Origin of the sequence: Streptomyces sp. DSM 40868 (assembly GCF_011820545.1) — a bacterium.
In the GTDB taxonomy this organism is placed as follows: Bacteria; Actinomycetota; Actinomycetes; order Streptomycetales; family Streptomycetaceae; genus Streptomyces; species Streptomyces eurythermus.
The window spans coordinates 2,270,001-2,295,579 of sequence record NZ_CP050504.1 but is presented as its reverse complement, the minus strand read 5'-3'; the positions used below and the strand labels follow the sequence as shown (position 1 = coordinate 2,295,579).

The following is a 25,579-nucleotide window of genomic DNA, read 5'->3' as shown; positions in this document are numbered from 1 at the left end:
GCAGCCGGGTGACACCCGACCACGAACGCCTACGAGGTTATACGCCCTGACTGACAGAGCTCATGTTGAAATCCGGGATCCGCAGCGCGGGCATCGCGGCGCGGGTGAACCAGTCGCTCCACTCGCGCGGCAGCGTCCGCTCCGTCCGCCCGGCCTCGGTGGCCCGGCCCAGCAGGTCCACCGGCGACTCGTTGAACCGGAAGTTGTTCACCTGCCCGGTCACCTCGCCGTTCTCCACCAGGTAGACGCCGTCCCGGGTCAGGCCGGTGAGCAGCAGGGTCGCCGGATCGACCTCACGGATGTACCACAGGCAGGTCAGCAGCAGCCCGCGTTCGGTGTCCTCGACCATCTCCTCCAGCGAGCGGTTGCCGCCGTCCAGGATCAGGTTGCCGAGCGCGGGGGCGACCGGGAGCCCGGTCAGGGCCGCGCTGTGCCGGGTCGTCGTCAGGTGCTTCAGCACGCCTCGGTCTATCCACTTCGTGGCGTGCGTGGGCAGCCCGTTGTCGAACACGGACTCGTCGCCGCCGGAGGAGTGGGAGATCACGAAGGGCGGGCACTCCAGGCCCGGCTCGTTCGGGTCGCTGCGCAGGGTGAGCGGCAGCTCCGAGAGCCGCTCCCCGATCCGGGTGCCGCCGCCCGGCTTGGAGAACACCGTCCGCCCCTCGACGGCGTCCCGGCCGGAGGCCGACCACAGCTGGTAGATCAGCAGGTCCGCGACCGCGGTCGGCGGCAGCAGCGTCTCGTACCGGCCCGCGGGCAGTTCGACGCGGCGCTCGGCCCAGCCGAGCCGTACGGCCAGCTCGGCGTCGAGCGCGCCGGGGTCGACGTCCTTGAAGTCCCGGGTGGAGCGGCCGGCCCACGCCGAGCGGGTGCGGTCGGGGGACTTGGCGTTCAGCTCCAGGGTGCCGGTGGGCTGGTCGTGCCGCAGGCGCAGCCCGGTGGACGTGCCCACATAGGTCGACACCAGCTCGTGGTTGGCGAAACCGTACAGTTCCCGGCCGCCCGCACGCGCGCGGGCGAAGGCCTCGCCGAGCGCCGGCGCGAAGTCGGCGAACACCGCGGAGGAGGTCTCGGCGGGCGCGTCCGTGAAGTCGGAGGACTGGGGCACCCCGCCGACCAGCGGCCGCGCGTCCTCGGCGGGCCCGGCACCGCGCGCGGCGGCCTCGGCGGCCCGCACCAGCGGCTCCAGCTCCTCGGCGGTGACCGCCGACCGGGACACCACACCGGAGGCGGTGCCCTCGGCGCCGTCCACGGTGGCGATCACGGTGAGCGTACGGCCGCGGGTCACCCCGTTGGTAGTGAGCGCGTTGCCCGCCCAGCGCAGATTGGCGGTGGAGTGCTCGTCGGCGATGACGACACAGCCGTCCGCCCGGGACAGCGCCAGCGCCTGCTCGACGATCTCGTGCGGCTTGTGGGTACGGGCGCTCATCGACCGGCCTCCTGCGTGGTGTTGAGGATGTTGACGCCCTTGAAGAGGGCCGAGGGGCAGCCGTGGGACACGGCGGCGACCTGGCCCGGCTGGGCCTTGCCGCAGTTGAAGGCACCGCCGAGGACATACGTCCCCGGACCGCCGACGGCCGCCATGGAGCCCCAGAAGTCGGTCGTCGTGGCCTGGTAGGCGACGTCCTTCAGCTGACCGGTGATCCGCCCGTTCTCGATCTTGAAGAAGCGCTGGCCGGTGAACTGGAAGTTGTACCGCTGCATGTCGATCGACCAGGACCGGTCACCGACGACGTAGATGCCCCGGTCCACGCCCCCGATCAGATCCTCCGTGGACAGCCCGGCGGGATCCGGGCGCAGCGACACGTTGGCCATGCGCTGCACCGGAACGTGCGCGGGGGAGTCGGCGTACGCGCACCCGTTGGACCGCTCGAACCCGGTCAGCCGCGCTATCCGCCGGTCCAGCTGGTAGCCGACCAGCGTGCCGTCCTTCACCAGGTCCCAGGACTGCGCCGCCACGCCCTCGTCGTCATAACCGATGGTGGCCAGGCCGTGCTCGGCGGTGCGGTCACCGGTGACGTTCATCAGCTCGGAGCCGTACCGCAGCTTGCCGAGCTGGTCGAAGGTGGCGAAGGAGGTGCCGGCGTAGGCGGCCTCGTAGCCGAGGGCGCGGTCCAGCTCGGTGGCGTGGCCGATGGACTCGTGGATGGTCAGCCACAGGTTGGAGGGGTCCACCACCAGGTCGTACACGCCCGGCTCCACGCTCGGCGCCCGCATCTTCTCGGCGAGCAGCTCCGGGATCCGGGCCAGCTCGTCGTCCCAGTCCCAGCCGGTCCCGGTCAGGTACTCCCAGCCGCGCCCCACCGGCGGGGCGAGGGTGCGCATCGAGTCGAACTCGCCGCTCGCCTCGTCGACCGACACGGCCGTCAGCTGCGGGTGCAGCCGTACGCGCTGCTGGGTGGTCACCGTCCCGGCGGTGTCCGCGTAGAACTTGTTCTCGTGGACGGTGAGCAGCGAGGCGTCGACATGATTGACGCCGTCCGCGCTCAGCAGCCGGCTGCTCCACTCCGCCAGCAGCGCCGACTTCTCCTCGTCCGGCACCGAGAACGGATCGATCTCGTACGACGAGACCCACGTCTTGTCGGCGTGCACCGGCTCGTCGGCCAGCTCCACGTGCTCGTCCGACCCGGCGGCCTTGATCACCTGCGCGGACAGCTTGGCCATGGCCACCGCCTGCGAGGCGACCCGGGCGGCGGCGTCCATGGTCAGGTCCACGCCGGAGGCGAAGCCCCAGGTGCCGCCGTGCACCACCCGGACCGCGTACCCGAGGTCGGTCGTGTCCGACGATCCGGCGAGCCGCGCGTCCCGCAGCCGCCAGGAGGCGCTGCGCACCCGCTCGAACCGGAAGTCCGCGTGCTCGGCACCCAGCGCACGCGCGCGCGCCAGCGCGGCGTCGGCGAGGGCGCGTAGGGGGAGCGCCAGGAAAGAATGATCGATTTCGTGGGGCATCGGTAGGAACCCTTCGGGCGCTTGCCTGTGGTGACCTTCGCAGGCAGTGAATCATGCCGCGCAGGTCACACTCCCGGGAGAATCCCTAGCCGCGAACTCAGCCGTCCAGGAGCGCGGTGAAGGCCGTCCAGGCGGCGGGGGTGACGGTGAGGGGGCGGATGTCCTTGTCCTTGGAGTCGCGGACGTGGACGGCCTCGGGACGCAGGGCGACCTCGACGCAGTTGTCGCCCTCGCTGCCGCTGTAACTGCTCTTGAACCAGTCGCCCGTTGCGAGCGCGGTGAAGGCTGTCCAGGCGGCCGAGGTGACGACCAGAGGACGGATGCCCTTGTCCTTGGAGTCGCGGATGTGGACCGCTGCGGGGAGCATGGCGACCTCGACGCAGTTGTCGTTCTCGCTGCCGCTGTAGCTGCTCTTGAACCAGCTCAGCTCGTCGGTGGTGCTCATAGCGCTCCTCGCATCTGTTCCAGCAGCTTTACGGTCGCCTGGCAGTCCAATGCCTGGGAACGCAGCTTGCCATAGCGCTGGAGCAGGACACTCACGTCCTTCGGCGCGGAGATCAGGTTGCTCGATCGCTGTCCTTCCGTGTAGCCGATCCACTGGTGAGCAGGCGTTTCGGCCAGGTACATCTGACCGTCGATACCGCAGTGGTCCTCCTGGACGGCGGGCATGATCTGGATCTCCACGTTGCGACGCGTGCTCATCTCAAGGAGATGAGTGATCACTTGCCTGGTGACACCGCGTCCTCCCATGCGGCGCTCCAGCACGGCCTGCTCGATGACGAAACCGCGGTGTTCTGGTTGGCGGAAATGATGTGCTGTCGGTCCAACCGGGATGCGACCTGGCGTTCGATCTGCTCCTCGGATGCTGGCGGAAGCCGCCGGTCGAAAATCGCCCGAATGTACGCCTCCGGTTGCAACAACCCCGGAACCGCCCGGCATTCATAGGCGTACAGGGTGATCGCCTCCTCCTCGATCCCGGCCCATTGCCGGAACCAGGACGCCAGCAGCGTCTTCCTCGTCAGACTCTCCGCCGCCGCAGTAAGGACCTTCGCCCCGACCGGCCCCAGCACCTCACCCGCCCGTGCCGGCAGATCCGCCGGAGGGAACCGCTTCCCTTGCTCGATCTTGGCGATGTACGCGGCCGAGTACCGTACGCGCGGCGCGAACTCCTCCTGGGTCAGGCCGGCTTCCTCCCGTAGCGCCTTCAGAACCGCGCCGAAGGTCTTGAGGCTGTCGGAAAGTTCGGCTTCAGTGTTGTTCGCAGTGCCTCCGCCGTGGTCCACCGTCATCGCCACGTGCCTCCTGTGCTCACGTCTCCGTGCTCTCACCGAAACCCCGCCCGCCCACCCAGGGTCACGGGGAGTTACCCACCCAGTCCAGAGTGTGCACTGATACAGCCGCGACTGTATGGGCGTCGTACCTGTTGGCGGCGCGGACGTGAGCAGAACGCTGGCCCCATGTCAGCACCAGAGGCCCAAGTGGCCGTAACCGTAAGTGTGTTCGTCCAGCGCTTCTCCGCCACTCGCCGAGGGGCCCGCCTCGCCCGCAGGCTCGCCGCACACCGTCTCCACCTCTGGGGCATGCCGTACGGCGGCCCCGCTTCGGACGCCGTCACTCTCGTCGTCGCCGAACTCGCCGCCAACGCCGTGCTCCACGGCCGCGTCCCGGGCCGTGACTTCGAGCTGCGCCTCAGTTTCGACCGCGCCGCCGGTGTCGTACGCGTGGAGGTGTCCGACACCCACCCCGGGCGGCCCGAGCCTCCTGGGCCGGAAACCCCGTGCGGCCCTCCGGACGCCGAGGGCGGCAGGGGGCTGCTCCTCGTGGCGGCCGTCGCCGCCCGCTGGGGTGTCGGAGAGCGGCGGGGGCCGGGCAAGACGGTGTGGGCGGAGTGCGAGGTGCCGCCGGCGGGTGCTGACAGCGGGGGCGGGCCGGGCCCAAGGCGAGATCGCGACCGTTGATCTTCCTCGACTCCCCGGGCGGCCGCGCTTTCCGCCCGCGCGCCCGGTACGGCGGACCGAGTCCGAGGGTGTTCGGCGGTGCGCCGACTGTAGGGACCCCACAGTGTGCGGCATGAGGCACTGTCGGTGCCCGATTGCCCGCGGACGCGGCGGTACCGATAGGTTTCCGATGAAGCCGCCTGCCGCCCAGGAGTCCGGGCGGATATGTAAGACCGCTATCGAAAGGGTGATCTGTTGAGCCGCTCGGTTCTCGTCACCGGAGGCAACCGGGGCATCGGCCTCGCCATCGCCCGCGCTTTCGCCGACGCCGGCGACAAGGTCGCGATCACGTACCGCTCGGGTGAGCCGCCGGCCGGCTTCCTGGCCGTCAAGTGCGACATCACCGACCCGGAGCAGGTGGAGCAGGCCTACAAGGAGATCGAGGACCGGCACGGTCCGGTCGAGGTCCTGGTCGCCAACGCCGGCGTCACCAAGGACCAGCTCCTGATGCGCATGTCCGAGGACGACTTCACCTCGGTCATCGACACCAACCTCACCGGCACCTTCCGCGTCGTCAAGCGCGCCAACCGCGGCATGCTGCGGGCCAAGAAGGGCCGCGTCGTCCTCATCTCGTCCGTGGTCGGTCTGCTCGGCTCGGCCGGACAGGCGAACTACGCCGCCTCCAAGGCCGCGCTGGTCGGCTTCGCGCGTTCCCTGGCCCGGGAGCTGGGCTCGCGCAACATCACGTTCAACGTCGTCGCGCCCGGTTTCGTCGACACCGACATGACCAAGGTGCTCAGCGACGAGCAGCGCCAGAACATCGTCGCCCAGGTGCCGCTCGGCCGGTACGCGCAGCCCGAGGAGATCGCCGCGACGGTGCGCTTCCTCGCGTCCGACGACGCCTCGTACATCACTGGAGCCGTCATCCCGGTTGACGGCGGACTGGGAATGGGTCACTGATCACCATGAGCGGAATCCTCGAGGGCAAGCGCGTCCTGATCACCGGTGTGCTGATGGAGTCCTCCATCGCCTTCCACGCCGCCAAGCTGGCCCAGGAGCAGGGTGCCGAGATCATCCTGACCGCGTTCCCGCGGCCCACGCTGACCGAGCGCATCGCCAAGAAGCTGCCGAAGCCGACCAAGGTCATCGAGCTGGACGTCACCAACGACGAGCACCTCGGGCGGCTGGCGGACGTCGTCGGCGAGGAGCTGGGCGGCCTGGACGGCGTCGTGCACTCCATCGGCTTCGCGCCGCAGGACGCGCTCGGCGGCAACTTCCTCAACACGCCGTTCGAGTCCGTCTCCACCGCCATGCACGTCTCGGCGTTCTCCCTGAAGTCGCTGACCATGGCCTGCCTGCCGCTGATGCAGAACGGCGGCTCGGTCGTCGGCCTCACCTTCGACGCGCAGTACGCCTGGCCGCAGTACGACTGGATGGGCCCGGCCAAGGCCGCCCTGGAGGCCGTCAACCGCTACATGGCGCGCGACCTGGGCAAGCAGAACATCCGCTGCAACCTGATCTCGGCGGGCCCGATCGGCTCCATGGCCGCCAAGTCCATCCCGGGCTTCAGCGACCTGGCCTCCGTGTGGGACACCCGTTCCCCGCTGGAGTGGGACCTGAAGGACCCGGAGCCGGCCGGCCGCGGCATCGTCGCCCTGCTGAGCGACTGGTTCCCGAAGACCACGGGCGAGATCATCCACGTCGACGGCGGCCTGCACGCCATCGGCGCCTGAGGTCCTCCAGACCCTCAAGAGGCTCTGCTGAGCCTTACGACGCCCCGTTTCCCGCCGTGCGCGGGGAGCGGGGCGTCGCCGTACGCCGGGCACGCGTGCCGGGATGTCACCCGTCCGGCCCACCGGCCGGGCCGCCGCCGGGCCGGCGGCGCACCCTGGGAGTACGCCTTCGGACGACGCGTTCGCTCGCACGCCCCTCCGCAGCCCGGCCGAGGAGGTCCCGCTCGTGCGCCTGTCCCGCGGCCCGGCCCCGCTGTCGGTGGCCCTGGCCCTCGTACTGTCACTGCCGTACGACGCGCTGCCGTACGACGCGCTGCGCCACGACGTGCCCGCGCACGCGCGCGTGGAGGCCGGTGCGTCACCCTCGTCGGCCCGGTTCGGAGCCTCCTGCCGCACCTCCGTCCACGGCTCCCAGGTGGTGGCCTACTGCCACAACCCCTATGTCGACATCGACCGCGTACGGCTGCACATAGAGTGCGCCCGCTGGTGGGACATCGACACCGACAGCGCCCCGGCGGACGCCTGGCCGGCCATGACCGTACGGCTCACCGGCCGGTGCTGGAAGGAGATCCGCTCGGTGTGGATCAGCCACCAGAAGGCGCGCTGAACCGGCCCGGATTGCACAGGTACGGATAGCTCGCGGCCTCCACGGCCGCCGCCTCGGCGTCCCCCGCGCGGATCGCGTCCACCAGGCGCGCGTGGTCCATGTGGGTCTCCGGGGTCAGCTCCGCCCCGACGTCCGCGCGCAGCCAGTCGCGCAGCACCTCGCCCAGATCGGCGTACATCGCCGTCATCACGTCGTTGTGGGACGCGGCCACCACCGCCAGATGGAAGGTGGCGTCGGCCGCCACGAATGCCTCCGTGTCGCCCGTCTCCCACGCCTGCTCGCGCCGGACGATCAGCGCGTCCAGCTGCTTGAGGTCCTTCTCGGTGCGCCTCTCGGCGGCCAGCTTGGCCGCGGCCGACTCCAGCGTGGAGCGCAGCTCGGCGATGTGCCGCGGATCGGCGTCGGCGAAGCGGCGGTGCATCACGCCGGCCAGCTCGCTCGTGGCCACGACGTACGTGCCCGAGCCCTGGCGGATGTCCAGCAGACCGTTGTGCGCGAGCGCGCGGACGGCCTCGCGGACGGTGTTGCGGGCGACACCGAGCTGCTCGACCAGTTCCGGCTCGGTCGGGATGCGGGAGCCGACCGGCCACTCGCCGGAGGCGATCTGGTTGCGCAGTTCGGCGATGACCTGCTCGGACAGCGCCGAACGACGCGGGTGGCTCAAGGGCATGGCTCACCTTCGCACGAGAGGACCGGGCGGGGACGCTCCGGGGATGGACAGGCAATCATCCTATGATTCTATGATGGGTCTTATGGCTAGTGAGGAAATCCGGACAGTGGAGACCCGTACGGCGATGTCACCGACCCCACGCGGTGCGGGCGCCGCGACGAACACCCCAGAGACGACCCCCGGCGCGGGCCGCACGCGTGCGTGGGCCACCCGGCTGGTGGTCGTGGGCATCATGCTCTCCGCCCTGAACCTCCGGCCGGCCATCACGAGCCTCGGCGCCCTCCTCGAAGAGGTCCGCGACGGGCTCGGCATGAGCGGCAGCGTGGCCGGACTGCTCACCTCCGTGCCCCCGCTGTGCTTCGCCGTCTTCGGCGTGATGGCGCCCCGCCTGGCCCGCCGCTTCGGACCGGCCGCCGTGGTGTGCGCCGGCATGGCCGCCATCGCCGTCGGCCTGGTCGTACGGCCCTACGTCGGGAACACGGCCGGATTCCTGGCCGCCAGCGCGCTCGCCCTGATGGGCATCGCCGTCAGCAACGTCCTGATGCCGGTCATCGTCAAGCGCTGGTTCCCCGACCGGGTCGGTTCCATGACCGGCCTGTACTCGATGGCCCTCGCCGCCGGCACCTCCCTCGCCGCCGCGCTGACCGTCCCCCTCACCGACGCCATGGGCGGCAACTGGAAGTCCGGCCTCGTCGTGTGGGCGACCATCGCCGCCGCCGCCGTCCTGCCCTGGCTCCCGCTGCTCCGCGACCGGGGCCCGGCCGACGCCCGGCCCCAGGAGCCGGCGCCCGAGACCGCGGAAGCGCAGGCCCCGCTGCGCATCACCCGCAGCCGCACGGCCTGGTCGCTCGCCGTCTTCTTCGGCCTCCAGGCCACGGCCGCCTACATCACGATGGGCTGGATGCCGCAGATCTTCCGGGACGCCGGTGTCCCGGCCGGCACCGCCGGTGTGCTGCTCGCCGTCATCATGGTCATGGGCGTGCCGCTGGCCTTCGTCATCCCCCGGGTCGCCACCCGCCTGTCCCACCAGGGGCCGATCGTGCTGGTGCTGGGCGTCTGCGGCCTCGCCGGATACGCCGGGCTGTACCTCGCGCCGTCCGGCGGCGCCTGGGCCTGGGCCCTGCTGCTCGGCGTGTCCAACTGCTCCTTCCCGCTCGCCCTGACCATGGTCGGCATGCGCGCCCGCAGCGGTCCGGGCGTGGCCCAGCTGTCCGCGTTCGCCCAGAGCACGGGCTACCTGATCTCCATCCCCGGCCCGCTGCTGGTCGGCGTGCTCTACCAGCAGAGCGGCGGCTGGGGACTGCCGATCGCCCTGATGGCGGCGCTGATGGTGCCGCAGATGGTGGTGGGCTTCATCGCCGGGCGTGACCGGACGGTCGAGGACGAGGCGACGAACTGACCCGACCGGGGTGCCCCGGCGCCGTCGCGGGGGAGGCGAGGTGCGAGACTGGACGCATGCAGCCTGTGCTCGACCCGAACCCGAAGAACGGCCAGAAGAAGATGCTGCTCGTCTTCGGCTCGTTCCTCGCCATCTTCGTGATCATCGCCGTGGTGGCGACCATCGCGTCCCCGTGACACCGAGCTCCCTCCCGTCCTGCTCCGGGCGGGGCCCTTCCTGGTCCTGCTCCGGGGCGGATGGTGGTGCTGGCCCCCCCATCCCCTAGGGGGCCAGGGTCAGGGTCAACTGGGTGGGAATCCGGATGGGTTGGCGGCCCTGGATTCCGTAGCTTCGAGATGTGACCGCGCGAGGCGGTCACGGCACCCTCGAAGACTCACTCCCGGAGGCGACCATGCCGGCCCGCACCCACTCCCGGCCCCACCCGGCGACCACGGGCGGCGCCGGCACCCGACTGCCCTGGTGGGCGCTCGCCCTGCCCGCCCTCGCCTTCGTGGCGCTGCTCGCGCTGATACTCAACCCGTCGGACGCCCACGCGGCCGGCGGTGACCCGGCGATCGCGCGGTTGCTGGAGCGCGTCCAGCAGCTCGTCGCCCGCTGACGGCAAGCCCCCTCACGCGATGAATCCGCATGGTCAACTCCCTGCGCCGGGTGGCCCGTTTCATGCGAAGCTGGATCTCATGAGCGTCGCAGAACCCCGCAGGATCGTCCTCTTCCGGCATGCGAAAGCCGACTGGCCCCAGGTTCCCGACCACGAGCGCCCACTCGCCGAGCGGGGCCGCAAGGACGCCCCTGTCGCCGGACGCAAGCTGGCCGACACCGGCATCACCTTCGACCAGGCCCTGTGCTCCACGGCGGTCCGCACCCGCGAGACCTGGAAGCTCGCCGTCCAGGAGCTGTCGCACCGGCCGAGGACCGTCTATGAGGAGCGGATCTACGAGGCATCGCCGGGCGAGCTGATCGCCGTGCTCAACGAGCTGCCCGACGAGGTGCGGAGCGTGATCCTCATCGGCCACAACCCGGGCGTGCACGGCCTGGCCGACATCCTGGCCGGCTCGGCCGAGGGCGACGCGCGCGCCCGGATGAACCGCCGTGGCTTCCCCGCAGCCGCCTTCGCCCTGCTCTCCTACGACGGCCACTGGAAGGGCGTCGAGCCCGGCGTGGCCACGCTCACGGACTACTGGGCCCCCTCCGAGTGACCCGCCGCCGCCCCGGCACGCCGTAGGCGGGAGGGCCCGGAACCCGGGCGGGACGCCGGGCCCTGCCGACAACGCGGCTGTGGGCGCCCAAGCCCTCCGCGACCGACTCACCGGCGGCCGACCTCACGGGGGCCGCTCTGCTGGTGGCCGGCCTCACGGGGGTCGACGCGGCGGTGGTCGGCGTCACCGGGCGGACGCGCCGGTGGCGGCGTCACTGGGGGCCGCCCCGTGGGTGGGCGAATGCGTCGGTGGTCGGCGTCGCTGGGGGCCGCTCTGCTGGTGGCCGGCCTCACGGGGGTCGACGCGGCGGTGGTCGGCGTCATCGGGCGGACGCGCCCGTGGCGGCGTCACTGGGGGCCGACCCGCCGGTGGGCGAATCCGCCGGTGGTCGGCGTCACTGGGAGCCGCTCCGCTGGTAGTCGGTCTCACGGGGTCGACGCGGCGGTGGTCGGCGTCACCGGGGGCCGCCCCCTCCGGTGGACGAATTCCGCCGGTGGCCGACCTCACCGGGGGCCGACCCGTGGGTGGACGAATGCGTCGGTGGGTCGGCGTCACTGGGGGCCGCTCTGCTGGTGGCCGGCCTCACGGGGGCCGACGCGGCGGTGGTCGGCGTCACCGGGCGGACGCGCCGGTGCCGGCGTTACTGGGGGCCGACCCGTGGGTGGGCGAATGCGTCGGTGGGTCGGCGTCACCGGGCGGACGCGCCGGTGGCGGCGTTACTGGGGGCCGACCCGTGGGTGGGCGAATGCGTCGGTGGGTCGGCGTCACCGGGCGGACGCGCCGGTGGCGGCGTCACTGGGGCCGACCCGTGGGTGGGCGAAATGCGCCGGTGGCGGCGTGACTGGGGGCCGACCCGTGGGTGGGCGAATCCGTCGGTGGCCGACCTCACCGGGCGCCGACCCCTCGGTAGACGGATCGCCTGCGGCCACCCGCAGGCCGACCCGGCCCGGCACCACCCGGCCCTGCCCTCCCGGCCCGATTCAGCCCTCGTCGTGGGTGTCCGCCGCCTCGACCTCTTCCCGGGTGATGCCGAGGAGGTAGAGGACCGTGTCCAGGAAGGGGAAGTTCACCGCGGTGTGCGCCGCCTCCCGTACCACCGGCTTGGCGTTGAAGGCCACGCCCAGCCCCGCCGCGTTCAGCATGTCCAGGTCGTTGGCGCCGTCGCCGATCGCCACCGTCTGCGACAGCGGCACCCCGGCCTCCGCGGCGAACCGGCGCAGCAGCCGCGCCTTGCCCGCCCGGTCCACGACCTCGCCGACGACCCGGCCGGTCAGCTTGCCGTCGACGATCTCCAGCGTGTTGGCCTGGGCGAAGTCCAGACCCAGCCGCTCCTTGAGATCGTCGGTGACCTGGGTGAAGCCGCCGGAGACGACCCCCACCTGGTAGCCGAGCCGCTTCAGGGTGCGGATCAGGGTGCGCGCGCCCGGCGTCAGCCGGACCTGCTCGCGCACCTTCTCCACCACCGACGCGTCCAGCCCCTTCAGCAGCGCCACGCGCGCGTGCAGCGACTGCTCGAAGTCCAGCTCCCCGCGCATCGCCGCGGCCGTCACCTCGGCGACCTGGTCCTCACAGCCGGCGTGCGCGGCGAACAGCTCGATGACCTCGTCCTGGATCAGGGTCGAGTCCACGTCCATGACCACCAGCCGCTGAGCCCGCCGGTGCAGGCCCGCCGAGACCACGGCGATGTCGACACCCAGTGCCGCGGCATCGGAGGCCAGGGCCGTGCGCAGCGGCCCGGTCTCCACGCCGGAGACGGCGAACTCCACCGCCGTCACCGGGTACTTGGCGAGCCGGAAGATACGGTCGATGTTGCCGCCGGCCTTCGCGATCCGGGCGGCGATCGCGGCCGTCGACTCGGCGGTGAGCGGGTGGCCCAGCACGGTCACCAGGGAGCGCCCGAGGCCGCGCGGACGGTTGTCGCCGTGTCCGGAGATGATCTCGGCCTGCATCTTCATCGACTCGGCCCAGCTGTGCACGGTGGCCCGCAGGTCGCCCTCCAGACCGGCCGGCGGCTGGGTCACCAGGACGCACAGCACCAGCCGGCCCCGGGTGACGACCTGCTCGATGTCGACGACGTCGACGAGGTAGGCGGCGAGGGTGTCGAAGAGACCCGCGGTGATGCCCGGCTGGTCCTTGCCGAAGATCTTGACAAGGAGGGTGGGGGCCTCGGAGGTCTGCGAAGCTGAGGTCTGCGAAGCGCTCATGGTGTCACCACCGTATCCGGCACCCAGTGCCTCGCGCCGCCGAGGTCCGCCTGACGGACACGGAACAATGGCCGACGCCCCGGTGTCGGGGACCTTGCGGCCGGCCGGCCGGCGCGGCGCGCGGGCCCCGGACATCGCCCGGCCCCCATCCCGAGCGTGCCACGCCGGCCCGCGAAGGGCGATCCGCAGCTCGCCTCCATCAGAACCATGACCAGCAGAACCACGACCACCAAAACCGCGACCAGCAGAACCACGACCGGACAGAACCACGACCGGAACGGGGCGCCCGCCCGATCGCGCCCGGTGGCGTGATCCCGACGGCCCTGCGGGTATCGGCGGCCTTCAATGAGCTGCCGGACCGGCCTGCGGCAGCCCCTCCCGTCACAGGCTTCCCACCGGTCACGCGAAACCGTCGGCCCCGCTTGCGCCCCTCGCCGCGATTGCCACCGTCCGGCCCGGTTTCACCCCCGTCACCAGGGCGAAGTAGACCGCGCCCGGGACCGCTCGGCAAGGCCCGGGTTTCGGTCAGGGGGCCGCGCCTGGAATAGTTCCCCACGATGTTCGACATCCCTAGACTCCCCGCCACGGGGGCAATTCGGGGGACAACTCAGTGGGGCATGGAGTGCCGGAACTCGTACTGGAATCAAACGGACGGACCTGGACGCTCGACCCGTCCAGGCCCTACACCCTCGGCCGTGATCCGCAGGGTGACATCGTCTTCGACGACGCCAGGGTCTCCTGGCGGCACGCCACGGTCAGCTTCAACGGCCACAGCTGGGTCATCGAGGACCACGGCAGCACCAACGGCACGTATGTGCAAGGTCAGCGCGTCCAGTACACGGAGATAGCCCCCGGCTCGTCTCTGCACCTCGGCAACGCGACCGACGGCCCGCGGGTGAACTTCTCGGCGACCGCCGTACCGGTCGGCGGCCCGGCCCACGAGCCGCAGCCGCAGCCGTACTCACAGCCGCAGCCCCAGCCGCAGGCGGCCACACCGTACGCGCCCCAGAGCCCCGCCGCCCCCGACTGGGCCCAGCAGGCCATGCCCCAGCAGGGCGTACCCCACCAGGCCCCGGCCCACCAGCAGGCCCCGCACGCGGACTGGCAGCAGACCGGGCCCGCCGAGCAGTACGCGCAGAAGACGCCCGGTGGTGGCGCGGGGGCGCCGCCGGTCTACGGCGACCGCAGCCCGACCACGTTCCACCAGTTCGCGCTCGGCCGCGTGATGCGCATCGGCCGTGCCCTGGAGAACGACCTGGTCGTCTCCGACCTCCAGGTCTCCCGCCAGCACGCCGAGTTCCACGCCACGCCCGACGGCCGCTTCGAGATCCGCGACCTCGGCTCCCACAACGGCACCTACGTCAACGGCCAGCCGATCCCCAAGGGCGGCTCCGTACAGCTGGGACCGGCCGACATCGTCGGCGTCGGCCACTCCGCCTTCCGGATCGTCGGCGACCGGCTGGAGGAGTTCGTCGACACCGGCGAGGTCTCCTTCTCGGCCCGCCACCTGACCGTCACGGTCGACGGCGGCAAGCAGATCCTGAAGGACGTCTCCTTCGGCGTGCCCGAGAAGTCGCTGATCGCCGTGATCGGCCCGTCCGGCTCCGGCAAGTCCACCCTGCTCAAGGCGCTCACCGGCTACCGGCCCGCCAACCAGGGCGAGGTGCTGTACGACAACCGGAACCTGTACAAGCAGTTCGCCGAGCTGCGCCAGCGCATCGGCCTGGTGCCGCAGGACGACATCCTGCACCGCGAGCTGACCGTGAAGAAGGCCCTGAAGTACGCGGCCAAGCTCCGCTTCCCCGCCGACACCACGGCGAAGGAGCGCGACGCCCGCATCGACGAGGTGCTGCGCGAACTGAAGCTCGACATCCACAAGGACAAGAAGGTCACCTCGCTCTCCGGCGGCCAGCGCAAGCGCGTCTCGGTCGCCCTGGAGCTGCTCACCAAGCCGTCGCTGATCTTCCTCGACGAGCCGACCTCCGGCCTCGACCCGGGCATGGACCGGGACGTCATGCAGCTGCTGCGCGGTCTCGCCGACGACGGCCGTACGGTCCTCGTCGTCACCCACTCGGTGGCCGAGCTGGCGTTGTGCGACAAGCTCCTGGTGATGGCCCCGGGCGGCGCGGTCGCCTACTTCGGCCCGCCCGAGGAGGCGCTGAACTTCTTCGGCTACGACAGCTGGGCCGATGTCTTCTCCGCCTTCGAGAACTACCGCGACTACGACTGGGCGGGCCGCTGGAAGGGCTCGCAGCACTACCAGATGTACGCGGCGGAGATCGACGCCGGAGCCCCGCAGACCGGCCCCATACCCCTGCCACAGGCGCTGCGGCCGCCCAAGCCGCAGAGCTGGGGCTCGCAGTTGACGACCCTGGTCCGGCGCTATGTCTCGGTCATCGCCTCCGACAAGGGCTTCCTGGCGCTGACGGTGCTGCTGCCGGCGGTCATCGGCGCGGTCAGCCTGCTGATCCAGCCCGACCGCGGACTGCTGCCGAACCCGGTCAACCCCAAGACCCACCTGCCCGCCCCGAACGGCACCGCCACCACCGTCCTGCTGATCCTCGCCGTCGGCGCGTGCTTCGCGGGCGCCGCGAACTCGGTCCGAGAGCTGATCAAGGAGCGGGTGATCTACGAGCGGGAGCGCGCGACCGGCCTGTCCCGCTCGGCGTACCTGATGTCCAAGGTGGTCGTGCTCGGCGCCGTCACCATGTTCCAGGGCCTGCTGGTCGGCGTCATCGGCTTCACCAGCCGTGAGATCCCCGGCGAGGGCCTGGTGCTCGGCGGCTCCACCCTGGTCGAGCTGTGCCTGCCGATCATGGCGCTTGGCTTCACCTCGATGATGGTCGGCCTGGTGATCTCCTCGCTGGTGAAGACCGCCGAGAAGACCATGCCGCTGCTGGTGATGTTCGCGATCGTCCAGGTCGTCTTCACCGGCTGCCTGTTCACCCTGCACGGCACGCTCGGCGTGAACGAGTTCTCGTACCTGATGCCGTCCCGCTGGGCGGTGGCCGCGGCCGGCACCACGCTGGACTTCAACAACATCGCCCCGAACACCGACGACCCGGGCAGCACCGACCCGCTGTGGGACCACGCCGCCTCGGCCTGGGGCCTGGACATTCTCGCGCTGCTCGCGCTCGGCGCGGTCTGCGGCTTCTTCGTCTCCCGCTTCCTGCGCCGCCACGAGCCGGAGGTCATGCGCAAGTAACCGGGCCTCGTACGTACGCGCCCGCGTGACGCCGAAGGGCGGCGCCCCGTGACCGGGGTGCCGCCCTTCGGCGTCACGTCGCTGAGGTCCCGCGCCAGGGCCTCAGTACGCGCTGTTGACGTTGTCGATCGAGCCGTACCGGTGGGCCGCGTAGTTGGCGGCGGCGGTGATGTTGGCGACCGGGTCGTAGATGTTCCAGGACGTGCCGGGGACGTGGTAGGCGCTGAAGGTCGGCGGGATGACCTGGAGCAGACCCTTGGACGGGATGCCGTTGACGGCGTTGATGTCCCAGTTGTTGATGGCGAGGGGGTTGCCGGAGGACTCCCGCATGATGTTGCGGTGCAGACCGCTGTAGCTGCCCGGGATGCCCTTGGCCTTCATGATCGACAGGGCCTGCCGGATCCAGCCGTCGAGGTTGTTGGCGTACGTCTTGGCGGCGACCGGCTGGATGTCCAGACGCTGGGTGGAGCGGGTGGCGGCCTGGACGGCGGAGTGCTGCCGCGCGGCCTGGCGGGCGGCGGCCTGCTTCTGCGCGGCAGCCTTGTCGGCCTTGGCGGCGGCAGCGGCGTCCGCGGCCTTCTTCCGCGCCGCGAGGGTGTCCAGCTTGACGTTGTCGGCGGCGAGCCGGCCGGTGACGGAGCCCTTGACGTTCTTCAGCACGGTGCCGGAGGAGACCTGCGCGGTCGTGGCCGGGGCGCCCGTGGTGACGGTGCCGTCGTGACCGACGGTGGCCGAGAGGGCGAGGGCGGCGGTGCCGAACGCGGCGACACCCGCGACGGCGGCGATCTTGCGCTGCTTGGTCAGCGGACGACTATGAGCGCGGTTGAGCATGTTCTTGGGCATGGCTGATGGACCTCTTCGATAGCGCGGAGGTCGCTCCTGCGTCCGCCGGGGGAATCGGCTCCTCCCGCACGAACGCCGCGGTGGGAACCCGCGGCGCTGAGCGACGAGGCAATTCTTAGCGGGCGCAAAAAGCCCAGGCAAAGGTGCCCAATACGATGCTGGGTAGTGGATCAGGGAAGGGCAAAATAGGACAGACGGGACCGTCGATCCCGGCCATGCGGGCGGGTGCCTCTCCTATGCGCGTTCGTACGTGATGTAGGCCCTATGCGCGGGCTCACATGGAATACCAGCCGTCCTCACGGTCAGTTGCCATCGCAACGCCCAGCGTGAGGCTCCTCCTCCCCAGGTATGAGACAGCCGCCAGGGCCTAGGACCAGGGGACCAGGCCCCGCCGTCACCGGCCCGATCCGCACTGTCGGACCCCGCCGGTACCGTGAGGACATGAGTCAAGGCCCCCGGTCCGGCCTCGCCGCGGTCAGCTCCGCGCTGCTGGCCATGAGCAGGCATCTGGAGGTGCGTGACGTCCTCAAGACGATCGTCGCCTCCGCCCGCGAACTGCTCGACGCCCAGTACGCCGCCCTCGGCGTCCCCGACGACCACGGCGGCTTCGCCCAGTTCGTCGTCGACGGCGTCAGCGAGGAGCAGTGGCGTGCCATCGGCCCGCTCCCGCGCCAGCACGGCATCCTCGCCGCGATGCTGCACGAGGCGAAGGCCGAGCGCCTCGCCGACGTGCGCAAGGACCCCCGCTTCGAGGGCTGGCCGGACGCCCACCCCGACCTGGTCGACTTCCTGGGCCTGCCGATCAGGGACGGCGAGGAGATCATCGGGGCGCTCTTCCTCGCGAACAAACGCTGCCCCAAGCCGGAGGGAAGCTGCGGCTTCACCCAGGAGGACGAGGAACTGCTCTCCATCCTCGCCCAGCACGCCGCCATCGCCCTCACCAACGCCCGGCTCTACGAGCGCAGCCGCGAACTGACCATCGCCGAGGAACGGTCCCGCCTCGCCCACGAACTGCACGACGCGGTCAGCCAGAAACTGTTCTCGCTGCGCCTGACCGCCCAGGCCGCGGCGGCGCTCGTCGACCGCGACCCCGCCCGCGCCAAGGACGAGCTGCACCAGGTGGCCTCGCTCGCCGCCGAGGCCGCCGACGAACTGCGCGCCGCCGTCGTGGAGCTGCGGCCCGCCGCGCTGGAGGAGGACGGCCTGGTCGCCACCCTGCGCACCCAGATACAGGTCCTCGACCGCGCCCACACCGCCCGCGTCACCTTCACCGGCGCCGGACTGCGCGCCCTGCCCGCGGCCCAGGAGGAGGCCATGCTCCGGGTCGCCCAGGAGGCCCTGCACAACGCCCTGCGGCACTCCGGCGCGGCACACGTGGACGTGAGCGTGAAGCGGCGCGGCAGCGGCGCCGTCCTGCGCGTCACCGACGACGGCAGCGGCTTCGACCCCACGGCGGTCCGCCGCGCCGGACGCCACCTCGGCCTCGTCTCCATGCGGGACCGGGCCGGCGGGGTCGGCGGCTCGCTGACCGTGGAATCGGCGCCCGGCAAGGGCACCACGATCGAGATGGAGGTCCCCGGTGGGTGAACCGGTCAAGGTGCTGCTGGTCGACGACCACCAGGTCGTCCGCCGGGGCCTGCGCACTTTCCTGGAGGTGCAGGACGACATAGAGGTCGTCGGCGAGGCCGCCGACGGCGCCGAGGGAGTCGCCCGCGCCGAGGAGCTGCGGCCCGACATCGTCCTCATGGACATCAAGATGCCGGGCATGGACGGCATCGACGCGCTGCGCAGACTCCGCGAACTCGGCAACCCCGCGCGCGTGCTGATCGTCACGAGCTTCACCGAGCAGCGCACGGTCGTCCCGGCCCTGCGCGCGGGCGCCGCCGGGTACGTCTACAAGGACGTGGACCCCGACGCCCTCGCCGGTGCCATCCGCTCCGTGCACGCCGGGCACGTCCTGCTCCAGCCGGAGGTCGCCGACGCCCTGCTCGCCCGGGAGGAGGCGGGCGGCGGACAGGGCAGGGGAGGCTCGCTCACCGAGCGGGAGCGCGAGGTGCTCGGCCTGATCGCGGACGGCCGCTCCAACCGGGAGATAGCCCGCGCCCTCGTCCTGTCCGAGAAGACCGTCAAGACGCACGTCTCCAACATCCTGATGAAGCTCGACCTCGCCGACCGCACCCAGGCCGCGCTGTGGGCCGTACGCCACGGTGTCGCCGGCTGACCCGCCCCGGCAACACGGAGCGTCACGGACCGGACTGAGATTCATACCGTAGTGGGAATGTCACCCGGACGGCGCATCCTCCGGTGATCTCCGCCGTTCTCCAGTGCGTGCCGCGGTGATCGCCGCGGTGGACATCCAGGAGGGGTAGACCATGAAGAACCTGAAGAAGGCGGCGGCCGTGACGATGGTGGCGGGTGGCCTGGTGGCCGCCGGCGCGGGGCTCGCCTCCGCCGACAGCGGCGCCGCCGGCCAGGCCGCCGGGTCCCCGGGTGTTGCCTCGGGCAACGTCGCCCAGGTGCCGGTGCACGTCCCGGTGAACGCGGTCGGCAACAGCGTGAACGTCATCGGCGTGCTGAACCCGGCGTTCGGCAACCTCGGCGTCAACAGCTGACCCGGGACCGCACAGCACCCCAGGCCTCCCGGCCCCACCGGGAGGCCTCGCCGGTTCCCCACCCGGACACCGAGAAACGCACCACCCAGGCGCCCACCCGCCGACCGCTCCCTTACGGGCCCCGCCGACACCCGCAGCCGAGCCCCCGCACGGGATCACGGCGTCCAGCTGTTTCCGTAGCAGCGCCCCGGGTGGTCGGTCACGGTGTGCCGCGTTCCGGGTTCTTCGCGGCCGCGTTCCCGCGCCTTGGCCCCCCGGCATCCGCCCGCCGCCGAGGCCGCCGGCCCCGCCGGGCGGCCGGGCCCCGTCGGCCGATCCCTTATGGGCCCGCCGCCGCCCGCAGCCGTGCCTCCGCAGGCGGTCACGGCCCCTGCGCTCCCGTTCCGTAGCCCTCCTCGGCGGACGGTCACGGCGTCCAGCTGATTCCGCAGCAGCGCCCCGGGCGGTCGGTCACGGCGTGCCGCGCTCCGGCTTCTTCGCGGCCGCGTTCCCGCGGTCCCGCGTCCTCGCCCCCGGCATCCGCCCGCCACCGAGGCCGCCGCGCCCGCCGGGCGGCCGGGCCCCGCAGACCGCCCCCCCCGTACGGGCCCCCGCCGCCCGCAGCCGAGCCCTCGCGACCGGTCGCCGCGCCCGGCGCTCCCACCCCTCCGTAGCACCGCCCCCGTCACCGTCGCTCCGCGACCGGTCACCGCCCCCCGCGCTCCCGCTCCTCCACATACGCGTTGTACGCCGCCACCTGGGCCCGCCGTGCCGTTCGTTCCACCGGTCGGAGTGCCTCGGTCCTCGCTCGCATCTCGGCGGAGCTGACCGCGCCCCCGTGCCCGTTGCCGTACGCCAGGGACACCAGCAGGCCCACCCGCTGCGCCAGCTCCAGCACCCGCACCGCGCGCGGCGGATAGCCCGGCGCCAGTACCTCCCGGCCCCGCTCGGCCCGCGCCCGGTACGCGTCGATCGCCGCCTCCGCCACCGGCCCCGACCCGGCGACGTCCAGCTTCGACAGCACCTCGGTCGCCTCCCGCAGCGCCTCCGCCAGCTCCCGCTCGGCCTCACCGAGCGACGGCACGTCGGCCGGCGGCGCCTCCCGCACCGGCAGCACCCGCCAGACCACCTCGGCGTGCACATCGCCCTCGGGCCCGGCCTCGTACGCCTCCGGCACCAGCCCGAACGCGGCGCCGTGACAGACCACCGCCTCCCCGGCCTCCAGCGCCCGCGTGTTGAACTCCGGCGGCCCGCTCAGCCCCAGCGGATGCCCCGGCGCCGGCAGCGCCACCCGCAGCCCAGTCACCCCCAGCGCGCGCAGCCGCCCCAGTGCGAGCGTCAGCCCGACCGGCGCCGCCTCACCGGGCAGCCCGTCCACCCGGTGCACCGTGTCCTCGCCCACGATGGCGAGGACGGCGTCGTCCGGAGAGACAAGTCCGGCCAAAAGGGCATTTCCCCAAGCTGCGAGGCGTCCTGAACGCGGTTCCGAGAGCATGCCCCCACCCTAAGGACCGGACCGATGGAATGGAGCGGGGCACTCGTGGCGTAGATTTCATAAGGGCTGCGCCCACCGGCGCGAGACCCCGTCACAGGCGTACGCGACAGCCGAGACCGGCCACACTGCAAGGGGAGACAACGCGCTCATGAGCGATGTTCTGGAGCTTCAGGACGTATCCGTGGTCCGCGAGGGCCGGGCTCTGGTGGACCAGGTCTCCTGGTCGGTGAAGGAGGGCGAGCGCTGGGTCATCCTCGGCCCCAACGGCGCCGGCAAGACCACCCTCCTGAACGTCGCGTCCAGCTACCTCTACCCCAGCACCGGCACCGCCACCATCCTCGGCGAGACCCTCGGCAAGCCCGGCACCGACGTCTTCGAGCTGCGCCCCCGCATCGGCATGGCCGGCATGGCCATGGCCGACAAGCTCCCCAAGCGCCAGACCGTCCTGCAGACCGTCCTCACCGCCGCCTACGGCATGACCGCCGGCTGGCAGGAGGAGTACGAGGACGTCGACGAGCAGCGCGCCCGCGCCTTCCTCGACCGCCTCGGCATGAGCGACTACCTGGACCGGAAGTTCGGCACCCTCTCCGAGGGCGAGCGCAAGCGCACCCTGATCGCCCGCGCCCTGATGACCGACCCCGAGCTGCTCCTTCTGGACGAGCCCGCCGCCGGCCTGGACCTCGGCGGCCGCGAGGACCTGGTGCGCCGTCTCGGCCGGCTGGCCCGCGACCCCATCGCCCCCTCGATGATCATGGTCACGCACCACGTCGAGGAGATCGCCCCCGGCTTCACCCACGTCCTCATGATCCGCCAGGGCAAGGTCCTCGCCGCCGGCCCCGTCGAGCTGGAACTGACCTCCCGCAACCTCTCCCTGTGCTTCGGCCTCCCGCTCGTCGTGGAGCAGGTCGGCGATCGCTGGACCGCCCAGGGTCTGCCCCTGTCCTGACCCCGCCGCTCCCCCCTGCGCGCCCTGTCCGCCGCCCGCCTGCGGCCCTACCATGACCATGTGAACATCGACGCATGGGTGTGGTGGCTCGTCGGCGCGGCGGCGCTCGGTATCCCGCTCGTGGTCACCGCCATGCCGGAGTTCGGCATGCTCGCGGTGGGAGCCGTCGCGGCGGCGGTCGCCTCCGCCCTCGGCTTCGACGCCGTCGTCCAGGTCCTGGCGTTCGTCGTCGTCTCCGTCGCCCTCATCGCCGTCGTGCGGCCCATCGCCGCCCGGCACAGCGCACAACGACCGCAACTGGCCACCGGCGTCGATGCGTTGAAGGGCCGGCAAGCCGTCGTCCTGGAACGGGTCGACGCATCCGGCGGCCGGATCAAGCTCGCCGGAGAGGTCTGGTCGGCCCGCGCCCTCGACACCGGCCGGACCTACGAGGCGGGCCAGGAGGTGGACGTCGTGGACATCGAAGGGGCCACCGCGATCGTCCTGTGAGGACAACTCACCGGGAACGGCAGACGAGTTGCGCGACGGTCTGACAGACTCGACCAGCAAGATCCTCAACAGACATGAGATCTGCCGAAGGCGCCGAGGCGGAGAAGGGTACGGGGAGCGACGATGGAACCGGTCATCATCGTCCTGATCATCCTGGTGGTGTTGGTCTTCATCGCCCTGATCAAGACGATCCAAGTCATCCCACAGGCCAGCGCCGCCATCGTCGAGCGCTTCGGCCGTTACACACGGACGCTGAACGCGGGCCTCAACATCGTGGTCCCGTTCATCGACACCATCCGCAACCGCATCGACCTGCGGGAACAGGTCGTACCGTTCCCGCCGCAGCCGGTGATCACCCAGGACAACCTGGTCGTGAACATCGACACGGTCATCTACTACCAGGTCACCGACGCCCGGGCCGCCACCTACGAGGTCGCCAGCTACATCCAGGCGATCGAGCAGCTCACCGTCACCACCCTGCGCAACATCATCGGCGGCATGGACCTCGAACGGACCCTGACCTCCCGCGAGGAGATCAACGCGGCCCTGCGCGGCGTCCTGGACGAGGCCACCGGCAAGTGGGGCATCCGCGTCAACCGCGTGGAGCTGAAGGCCATCGAACCGCCCACCTCCATCCAGGACTCGATGGAGAAGCAGATGCGCGCCGACCGCGACAAGCGCGCCGCCATCCTCCAGGCGGAGGGTGTCCGGCAGTCGGAGATCCTGCGCGCGGAGGGCGAGAAGCAGTCCCAGATCCTGCGCGCCGAGGGTGAGGCCAAGGCCGCGGCCCTGCGCGCCGAGGGCGAGGCCCAGGCCGTCCGTACGGTCTTCGAGGCCATCCACGCCGGCGACCCGGACCAGAAGCTGCTCTCCTACCAGTACCTCCAGATGCTCCCCAAGATCGCCGAGGGCGACGCCAACAAGCTCTGGATCGTCCCCAGCGAAATCGGCGACGCCCTCAAGGGCCTCTCCGGAGCCGTCGGCAACTTCGGCTCCCTGGGCGGCGGTTCGGGCAACAGCGGCGGCAACGGCGGTACGGAACGCCGGGAGAAGCCCCCGATCGACTGACCCCGTGCACCCCGCGCCCCCAAAGGGCGCGGGGACCCGCGGCCGCGCACCCGGAGCAACCCGGCAGACGCCTAGGCCGCGTCCCTGGCGAGCCACTCGGGGAGCGCGGCGATCTCCTCCTGCCCCAGCGACAGCAACATCGCGTCGGCAGGCGTGGGTTCGAACGGCTGCCGCAGCAGCGTCATCCCGGCCTCCTCCGGAGTCCGGTTCGCCTTGCGGTGGTTGTCCTCCGCGCACGCGGCCACCGTGTTCAGCCACGTGTCCTGCCCGCCCTGCGCCCGCGGCACCACATGGTCCACGGTCGTGGCCCGGCGCCCGCAGTACGCGCACCGGTGCCGGTCCCGCACCAGCACCCCCCGCCGCGACCACGGGGCTCGTCTTCGGAACGGCACCCGTACATACCGGCACAGCCGGATCACCCGGGGCACGGGGATGTCCACATCCGCACCGCGCATCCGCAGTTCGGGGTGGGCCTGTTCGACCACGGCCTTGTCCTGGAGCACCAGGACCACGGCTCGGTTCAGGGACACCGTCGACAGCGGCTCGAAACTCGCGTTCAGGACCAACGTGTCACGCATCCAGCCCACCTCCCGTGTGCGCCTGCCCACCCCCCGGCGGGCTTGGATCAACTCTGGACGGGCACGCCGAGATGGACAACGCAATAAAAATGCCCGCCTCCGATCACTTCCAAGACCGGAGGCGGGCAAACGTTCAGTGAACGCCGAACTGGATCGCGGTACGGCGCTCAGCTCTCGGCGGGGATCTCGTACTCGCCGATCAGCTGCGCGCGCGCGAGCGTGTGGAACCGGAGGTTGAAGCCGACCACGGCCGGCGAGGCGTCCGCGTCCGGACCCAGCTTCTCCTGGTCCACCGCGTACACCGTGAAGACGTACCGGTGCGGGCCGTCCCCGGGCGGCGGCGCGGCACCGCCGAAGTCCTTCGTCCCGTAGTCGTTCCGCGCGTGCACGGCACCCTCGGGCAGGCCCTCGAACTTGCCGCTGCCCGCACCCGCGGGCAACTCGGTCACCGAGGCCGGGATGTCGAACAGGACCCAGTGCCAGAACCCGCTGCCGGTCGGCGCGTCCGGGTCGTAACACGTCACGGCGAAGCTCTTGGTCTCCGCCGGAAAGCCCTCCCAGCGCAGCTGCGGCGAGGTGTTGCCCTCCGCGTACACCTGGGCGCTTCCCAGCGTGGCACCCTCCCGGACCTCCTCGCTCGTCACCGTGAACGACGGCACGGGCGGATGGAAGTCATGGGGGAGCGGCCGCCGCTTGAGCTCGGTCACCTCGGTACCTCCTGATCGATGAGCTGGAACCAGCAGCTCCGAGCCTAGAACCAGTTGCGCTTGCTGCCGACCTCGGACAGCCACTGGTTGAGGTAAGCCGCCCAGTCGGTCCCCTGCCAGTCGTTCAGGCCCACCTGGAAGGACCGGTAGGTGTCCGAGCCCTCGCTGAACAGCCCCGGCTTCTTGTCCATCTCCAGCACGACGTCCATCGCGTGCTCGTCCGCCACGAAGCTCAGCTCGACCTGGTTCAGGCCCCGGTACTGCGCCGGCGGGAGGAACTCGATCTCCTGGTAGAACGGCAGCTTCTGCCGCGTACCGCGGATGTGGCCGCGCTCCATGTCCGCGTTCTTGAAGCGGAAGCCCAGCTGGACGAAGGCGTCCAGGATGGCCTTCTGCGCCGGCAGCGGATGCACGTTGACCGGGTCCAGGTCGCCGGAGTCCACGGCCCGCGCGATCGCCAGCTCGGTGGTCACACCGATGTGCATCCCGTGCAGCGCCTGCCCGTCGATCATGGTGACGGGCGTCTCCCAGGGGATCTCCAGCCCGAACGGCACCGCGTGCACGGCACCCGCCTGGAGCTCGAAGGCACCGCCGAGCCGCACCTTGGTGAACTCGATGTCCTGCTTGTACTCCTGGTCGCCGTTCTCCACCTCGACCTTGGCCTGGAGACCGACGGACAGCCCCTCGATGGCCTGGTTCACCGAACCGCCCTGGATCCGCACCTCACCCTGGACGACACCGCCCGGCACCACGTTGACCTCGGTCAGCACCGTCTCGACCGACGCGCCGCCGGCCCCCAGGCTCGCGAGCAGCTTCTTGAACGCCATGGCACTCCCTTAACGAAAGAATCCTCGACCGGTACGAACGCGATCCGCCCATGACCGGTTCCGCCGGGCCGGTACGCCCTCTGGACTACCCTCGGAGGGCATGATCGCGCCCCCGGACCGTACGCCACTGCCCCG

Annotated in this window: 26 protein-coding genes and 2 pseudogenes (1 of these 28 running past the window's edge); 16 read left to right on the top strand and 12 right to left on the bottom strand. The window is 71.3% G+C overall.

Annotated elements, in window-relative coordinates; all coding sequences use genetic code 11:
* Window positions 1-37: 37 nt before the first annotated feature.
* The 5 genes and pseudogenes from HB370_RS10325 to HB370_RS10310 form a co-directional block, all read right to left on the bottom strand.
* Complete coding sequence (locus HB370_RS10325) at window positions 38-1,429, bottom strand: TldD/PmbA family protein (protein WP_030791096.1); 1,392 nt, start codon at window positions 1,427-1,429, stop codon at window positions 38-40.
* A complete protein-coding gene (locus HB370_RS10320) occupies window positions 1,426-2,949 on the bottom strand; it encodes a TldD/PmbA family protein (RefSeq protein WP_030791094.1) in 1,524 nt (507 codons plus the stop codon). Before HB370_RS10320 ends, HB370_RS10325 begins: the two co-directional genes overlap by 4 nt.
* A gap of 97 nt (window positions 2,950-3,046) precedes the next feature.
* Window positions 3,047-3,262, bottom strand: a complete 216-nt coding sequence (locus HB370_RS42665) for a DUF397 domain-containing protein (protein WP_342450997.1) — start codon at window positions 3,260-3,262, stop codon at window positions 3,047-3,049.
* Window positions 3,236-3,394: pseudogene (locus tag HB370_RS42660) on the bottom strand (DUF397 domain-containing protein); the annotation flags it as partial. The pseudogene HB370_RS42660 and the gene HB370_RS42665, both read right to left, overlap by 27 nt.
* Window positions 3,391-4,238 (bottom strand): annotated as a pseudogene (locus HB370_RS10310) (helix-turn-helix transcriptional regulator). The pseudogenes HB370_RS42660 and HB370_RS10310, both read right to left, overlap by 4 nt.
* Window positions 4,239-4,406: 168 nt before the next feature.
* On the opposite strand from HB370_RS10310, the gene HB370_RS10305 reads away from it, so the two are divergent.
* The 4 genes from HB370_RS10305 (at window position 4,407) to HB370_RS10290 (ending at window position 7,226) form a co-directional block, all read left to right on the top strand.
* Complete coding sequence (locus HB370_RS10305; RefSeq protein WP_208974383.1) at window positions 4,407-4,907, top strand: ATP-binding protein; 501 nt, start codon at window positions 4,407-4,409, stop codon at window positions 4,905-4,907.
* 234 nt (window positions 4,908-5,141) lie between these two features.
* Window positions 5,142-5,846 carry a 3-oxoacyl-[acyl-carrier-protein] reductase gene (gene fabG, locus HB370_RS10300; protein WP_030791084.1) on the top strand — a complete coding sequence of 235 codons (705 nt, stop codon included), beginning with the start codon at window positions 5,142-5,144 and terminating at the stop codon, window positions 5,844-5,846.
* A gap of 5 nt (window positions 5,847-5,851) precedes the next feature.
* Window positions 5,852-6,619 carry an enoyl-ACP reductase FabI gene (gene fabI / locus HB370_RS10295; protein WP_030791082.1) on the top strand — a complete coding sequence of 256 codons (768 nt, stop codon included), beginning with the start codon at window positions 5,852-5,854 and terminating at the stop codon, window positions 6,617-6,619.
* A gap of 226 nt (window positions 6,620-6,845) precedes the next feature.
* The gene (locus HB370_RS10290) at window positions 6,846-7,226 is read left to right on the top strand and encodes a hypothetical protein (RefSeq protein ID WP_030791080.1); all 381 of its coding nucleotides are present in this window, start codon (window positions 6,846-6,848) and stop codon (window positions 7,224-7,226) included.
* Here HB370_RS10290 and HB370_RS10285 read toward each other — a convergent pair.
* Window positions 7,204-7,896, bottom strand: coding sequence for a FadR/GntR family transcriptional regulator (locus tag HB370_RS10285; protein WP_030791078.1), 693 nt, complete (start codon window positions 7,894-7,896; stop codon window positions 7,204-7,206). The genes HB370_RS10290 and HB370_RS10285 overlap by 23 nt on opposite strands.
* 70 nt (window positions 7,897-7,966) lie before the next feature.
* Here HB370_RS10285 and HB370_RS10280 point away from each other — a divergent pair, with 70 nt between their 5' ends.
* The 4 genes from HB370_RS10280 (at window position 7,967) to HB370_RS10270 (ending at window position 10,491) form a co-directional block, all read left to right on the top strand.
* Window positions 7,967-9,295, top strand: a complete 1,329-nt coding sequence (locus HB370_RS10280; protein WP_208974382.1) for a CynX/NimT family MFS transporter — start codon at window positions 7,967-7,969, stop codon at window positions 9,293-9,295.
* Between the two features lie 56 nt (window positions 9,296-9,351).
* Entirely contained in the window at window positions 9,352-9,471 is a 120-nt protein-coding gene (locus HB370_RS42460) for an SGM_5486 family transporter-associated protein (protein ID WP_094374424.1), read from the top strand.
* A gap of 215 nt (window positions 9,472-9,686) precedes the next feature.
* Window positions 9,687-9,893, top strand: a complete 207-nt coding sequence (locus HB370_RS10275) for a hypothetical protein (protein ID WP_030791074.1) — start codon at window positions 9,687-9,689, stop codon at window positions 9,891-9,893.
* A 79-nt stretch (window positions 9,894-9,972) separates the two neighbouring features.
* Entirely contained in the window at window positions 9,973-10,491 is a 519-nt protein-coding gene (locus HB370_RS10270; RefSeq protein WP_030791071.1) for a histidine phosphatase family protein, read from the top strand.
* 980 nt (window positions 10,492-11,471) lie between these two features.
* Here HB370_RS10270 and serB read toward each other — a convergent pair.
* Window positions 11,472-12,695, bottom strand: coding sequence for a phosphoserine phosphatase SerB (serB, locus tag HB370_RS10265; RefSeq protein ID WP_030791069.1), 1,224 nt, complete (start codon window positions 12,693-12,695; stop codon window positions 11,472-11,474).
* Between the two features lie 622 nt (window positions 12,696-13,317).
* Between serB and HB370_RS10260 the strand changes: the two genes are divergently transcribed.
* Window positions 13,318-15,900 (top strand): FHA domain-containing protein, encoded by a 2,583-nt coding sequence (locus tag HB370_RS10260; RefSeq protein ID WP_030791067.1) that lies wholly within the window; start codon window positions 13,318-13,320, stop codon window positions 15,898-15,900.
* A gap of 102 nt (window positions 15,901-16,002) precedes the next feature.
* On the opposite strand, the gene HB370_RS10255 is transcribed toward HB370_RS10260, so the two are convergent.
* Window positions 16,003-16,743 (bottom strand): transglycosylase SLT domain-containing protein, encoded by a 741-nt coding sequence (locus HB370_RS10255; RefSeq protein WP_030791065.1) that lies wholly within the window; start codon window positions 16,741-16,743, stop codon window positions 16,003-16,005.
* Between the two features lie 441 nt (window positions 16,744-17,184).
* Here HB370_RS10255 and HB370_RS10250 point away from each other — a divergent pair, with 441 nt between their 5' ends.
* From HB370_RS10250 to HB370_RS10240, 3 genes are all read left to right on the top strand, one after another.
* A complete protein-coding gene (locus HB370_RS10250) occupies window positions 17,185-18,330 on the top strand; it encodes a GAF domain-containing sensor histidine kinase (protein WP_030791063.1) in 1,146 nt (381 codons plus the stop codon).
* Entirely contained in the window at window positions 18,323-18,964 is a 642-nt protein-coding gene (locus HB370_RS10245) for a response regulator transcription factor (protein ID WP_030791061.1), read from the top strand. Before HB370_RS10250 ends, HB370_RS10245 begins: the two co-directional genes overlap by 8 nt.
* Before the next feature lie 151 nt (window positions 18,965-19,115).
* Window positions 19,116-19,355, top strand: a complete 240-nt coding sequence (locus tag HB370_RS10240; RefSeq protein ID WP_030791059.1) for a chaplin — start codon at window positions 19,116-19,118, stop codon at window positions 19,353-19,355.
* Between the two features lie 685 nt (window positions 19,356-20,040).
* On the opposite strand, the gene HB370_RS10235 is transcribed toward HB370_RS10240, so the two are convergent.
* Window positions 20,041-20,829 carry a hypothetical protein gene (locus tag HB370_RS10235; RefSeq protein WP_078637754.1) on the bottom strand — a complete coding sequence of 263 codons (789 nt, stop codon included), beginning with the start codon at window positions 20,827-20,829 and terminating at the stop codon, window positions 20,041-20,043.
* Window positions 20,830-20,977: 148 nt separating this feature from the next.
* On the opposite strand from HB370_RS10235, the gene HB370_RS10230 reads away from it, so the two are divergent.
* The 3 genes from HB370_RS10230 (at window position 20,978) to HB370_RS10220 (ending at window position 23,332) form a co-directional block, all read left to right on the top strand.
* Window positions 20,978-21,775, top strand: a complete 798-nt coding sequence (locus HB370_RS10230) for an ABC transporter ATP-binding protein (protein WP_030619876.1) — start codon at window positions 20,978-20,980, stop codon at window positions 21,773-21,775.
* 60 nt (window positions 21,776-21,835) lie between these two features.
* Entirely contained in the window at window positions 21,836-22,264 is a 429-nt protein-coding gene (locus HB370_RS10225; RefSeq protein ID WP_030791053.1) for an NfeD family protein, read from the top strand.
* A 123-nt stretch (window positions 22,265-22,387) separates the two neighbouring features.
* Complete coding sequence (locus HB370_RS10220; RefSeq protein ID WP_030791050.1) at window positions 22,388-23,332, top strand: SPFH domain-containing protein; 945 nt, start codon at window positions 22,388-22,390, stop codon at window positions 23,330-23,332.
* A 71-nt stretch (window positions 23,333-23,403) separates the two neighbouring features.
* Here the strand turns inward: HB370_RS10220 and HB370_RS10215 are convergent, their stop codons facing one another.
* From HB370_RS10215 to HB370_RS10205, 3 genes are all read right to left on the bottom strand, one after another.
* Window positions 23,404-23,910 carry an HNH endonuclease gene (locus HB370_RS10215; protein WP_030791048.1) on the bottom strand — a complete coding sequence of 169 codons (507 nt, stop codon included), beginning with the start codon at window positions 23,908-23,910 and terminating at the stop codon, window positions 23,404-23,406.
* A 167-nt stretch (window positions 23,911-24,077) separates the two neighbouring features.
* On the bottom strand, window positions 24,078-24,617 hold the full coding sequence (locus HB370_RS10210; protein ID WP_030791045.1) for a YbhB/YbcL family Raf kinase inhibitor-like protein: 540 nt from the start codon (window positions 24,615-24,617) through the stop codon (window positions 24,078-24,080).
* Between the two features lie 44 nt (window positions 24,618-24,661).
* Window positions 24,662-25,444 (bottom strand): sporulation protein, encoded by a 783-nt coding sequence (locus HB370_RS10205; protein WP_030791042.1) that lies wholly within the window; start codon window positions 25,442-25,444, stop codon window positions 24,662-24,664.
* 100 nt (window positions 25,445-25,544) lie between these two features.
* On the opposite strand from HB370_RS10205, the gene HB370_RS10200 reads away from it, so the two are divergent.
* Window positions 25,545-25,579, top strand: partial view of a DNA-3-methyladenine glycosylase gene (locus HB370_RS10200; protein ID WP_030791039.1) — the 5' end (the start) only. 616 nt of this gene lie beyond the right edge of the window; the window shows 35 of its 651 coding nt (coding positions 1-35); the start codon lies at window positions 25,545-25,547; its stop codon lies beyond the right edge, outside the window.

Excerpts from the sequence above, each read along its gene's own strand:
- HB370_RS10320 (WP_030791094.1), bottom strand. The coding sequence starts at position 2,949 with ATGCCCCACGAAATCGATCATTCTTTCCTGGCGCTCCCCCTACGCGCC.
- serB (WP_030791069.1), bottom strand. The coding sequence starts at position 12,695 with ATGAGCGCTTCGCAGACCTCAGCTTCGCAGACCTCCGAGGCCCCCACC.
- HB370_RS10240 (WP_030791059.1), top strand. The coding sequence starts at position 19,116 with ATGAAGAACCTGAAGAAGGCGGCGGCCGTGACGATGGTGGCGGGTGGC.
- HB370_RS10305 (WP_208974383.1), top strand. The coding sequence starts at position 4,407 with ATGTCAGCACCAGAGGCCCAAGTGGCCGTAACCGTAAGTGTGTTCGTC.
- HB370_RS10220 (WP_030791050.1), top strand. The coding sequence starts at position 22,388 with ATGGAACCGGTCATCATCGTCCTGATCATCCTGGTGGTGTTGGTCTTC.
- HB370_RS10270 (WP_030791071.1), top strand. The coding sequence starts at position 9,973 with ATGAGCGTCGCAGAACCCCGCAGGATCGTCCTCTTCCGGCATGCGAAA.
- HB370_RS10280 (WP_208974382.1), top strand. The coding sequence starts at position 7,967 with ATGATGGGTCTTATGGCTAGTGAGGAAATCCGGACAGTGGAGACCCGT.
- HB370_RS10250 (WP_030791063.1), top strand. The coding sequence starts at position 17,185 with ATGAGTCAAGGCCCCCGGTCCGGCCTCGCCGCGGTCAGCTCCGCGCTG.
- HB370_RS10325 (WP_030791096.1), bottom strand. The coding sequence starts at position 1,429 with ATGAGCGCCCGTACCCACAAGCCGCACGAGATCGTCGAGCAGGCGCTG.
- HB370_RS10215 (WP_030791048.1), bottom strand. The coding sequence starts at position 23,910 with ATGCGTGACACGTTGGTCCTGAACGCGAGTTTCGAGCCGCTGTCGACG.
- HB370_RS10255 (WP_030791065.1), bottom strand. The coding sequence starts at position 16,743 with ATGCCCAAGAACATGCTCAACCGCGCTCATAGTCGTCCGCTGACCAAG.
- HB370_RS42460 (WP_094374424.1), top strand. The coding sequence starts at position 9,352 with ATGCAGCCTGTGCTCGACCCGAACCCGAAGAACGGCCAGAAGAAGATG.
- HB370_RS10275 (WP_030791074.1), top strand. The coding sequence starts at position 9,687 with ATGCCGGCCCGCACCCACTCCCGGCCCCACCCGGCGACCACGGGCGGC.
- HB370_RS10235 (WP_078637754.1), bottom strand. The coding sequence starts at position 20,829 with ATGCTCTCGGAACCGCGTTCAGGACGCCTCGCAGCTTGGGGAAATGCC.
- HB370_RS10285 (WP_030791078.1), bottom strand. The coding sequence starts at position 7,896 with ATGCCCTTGAGCCACCCGCGTCGTTCGGCGCTGTCCGAGCAGGTCATC.
- HB370_RS10205 (WP_030791042.1), bottom strand. The coding sequence starts at position 25,444 with ATGGCGTTCAAGAAGCTGCTCGCGAGCCTGGGGGCCGGCGGCGCGTCG.
- fabI (WP_030791082.1), top strand. The coding sequence starts at position 5,852 with ATGAGCGGAATCCTCGAGGGCAAGCGCGTCCTGATCACCGGTGTGCTG.
- HB370_RS10230 (WP_030619876.1), top strand. The coding sequence starts at position 20,978 with ATGAGCGATGTTCTGGAGCTTCAGGACGTATCCGTGGTCCGCGAGGGC.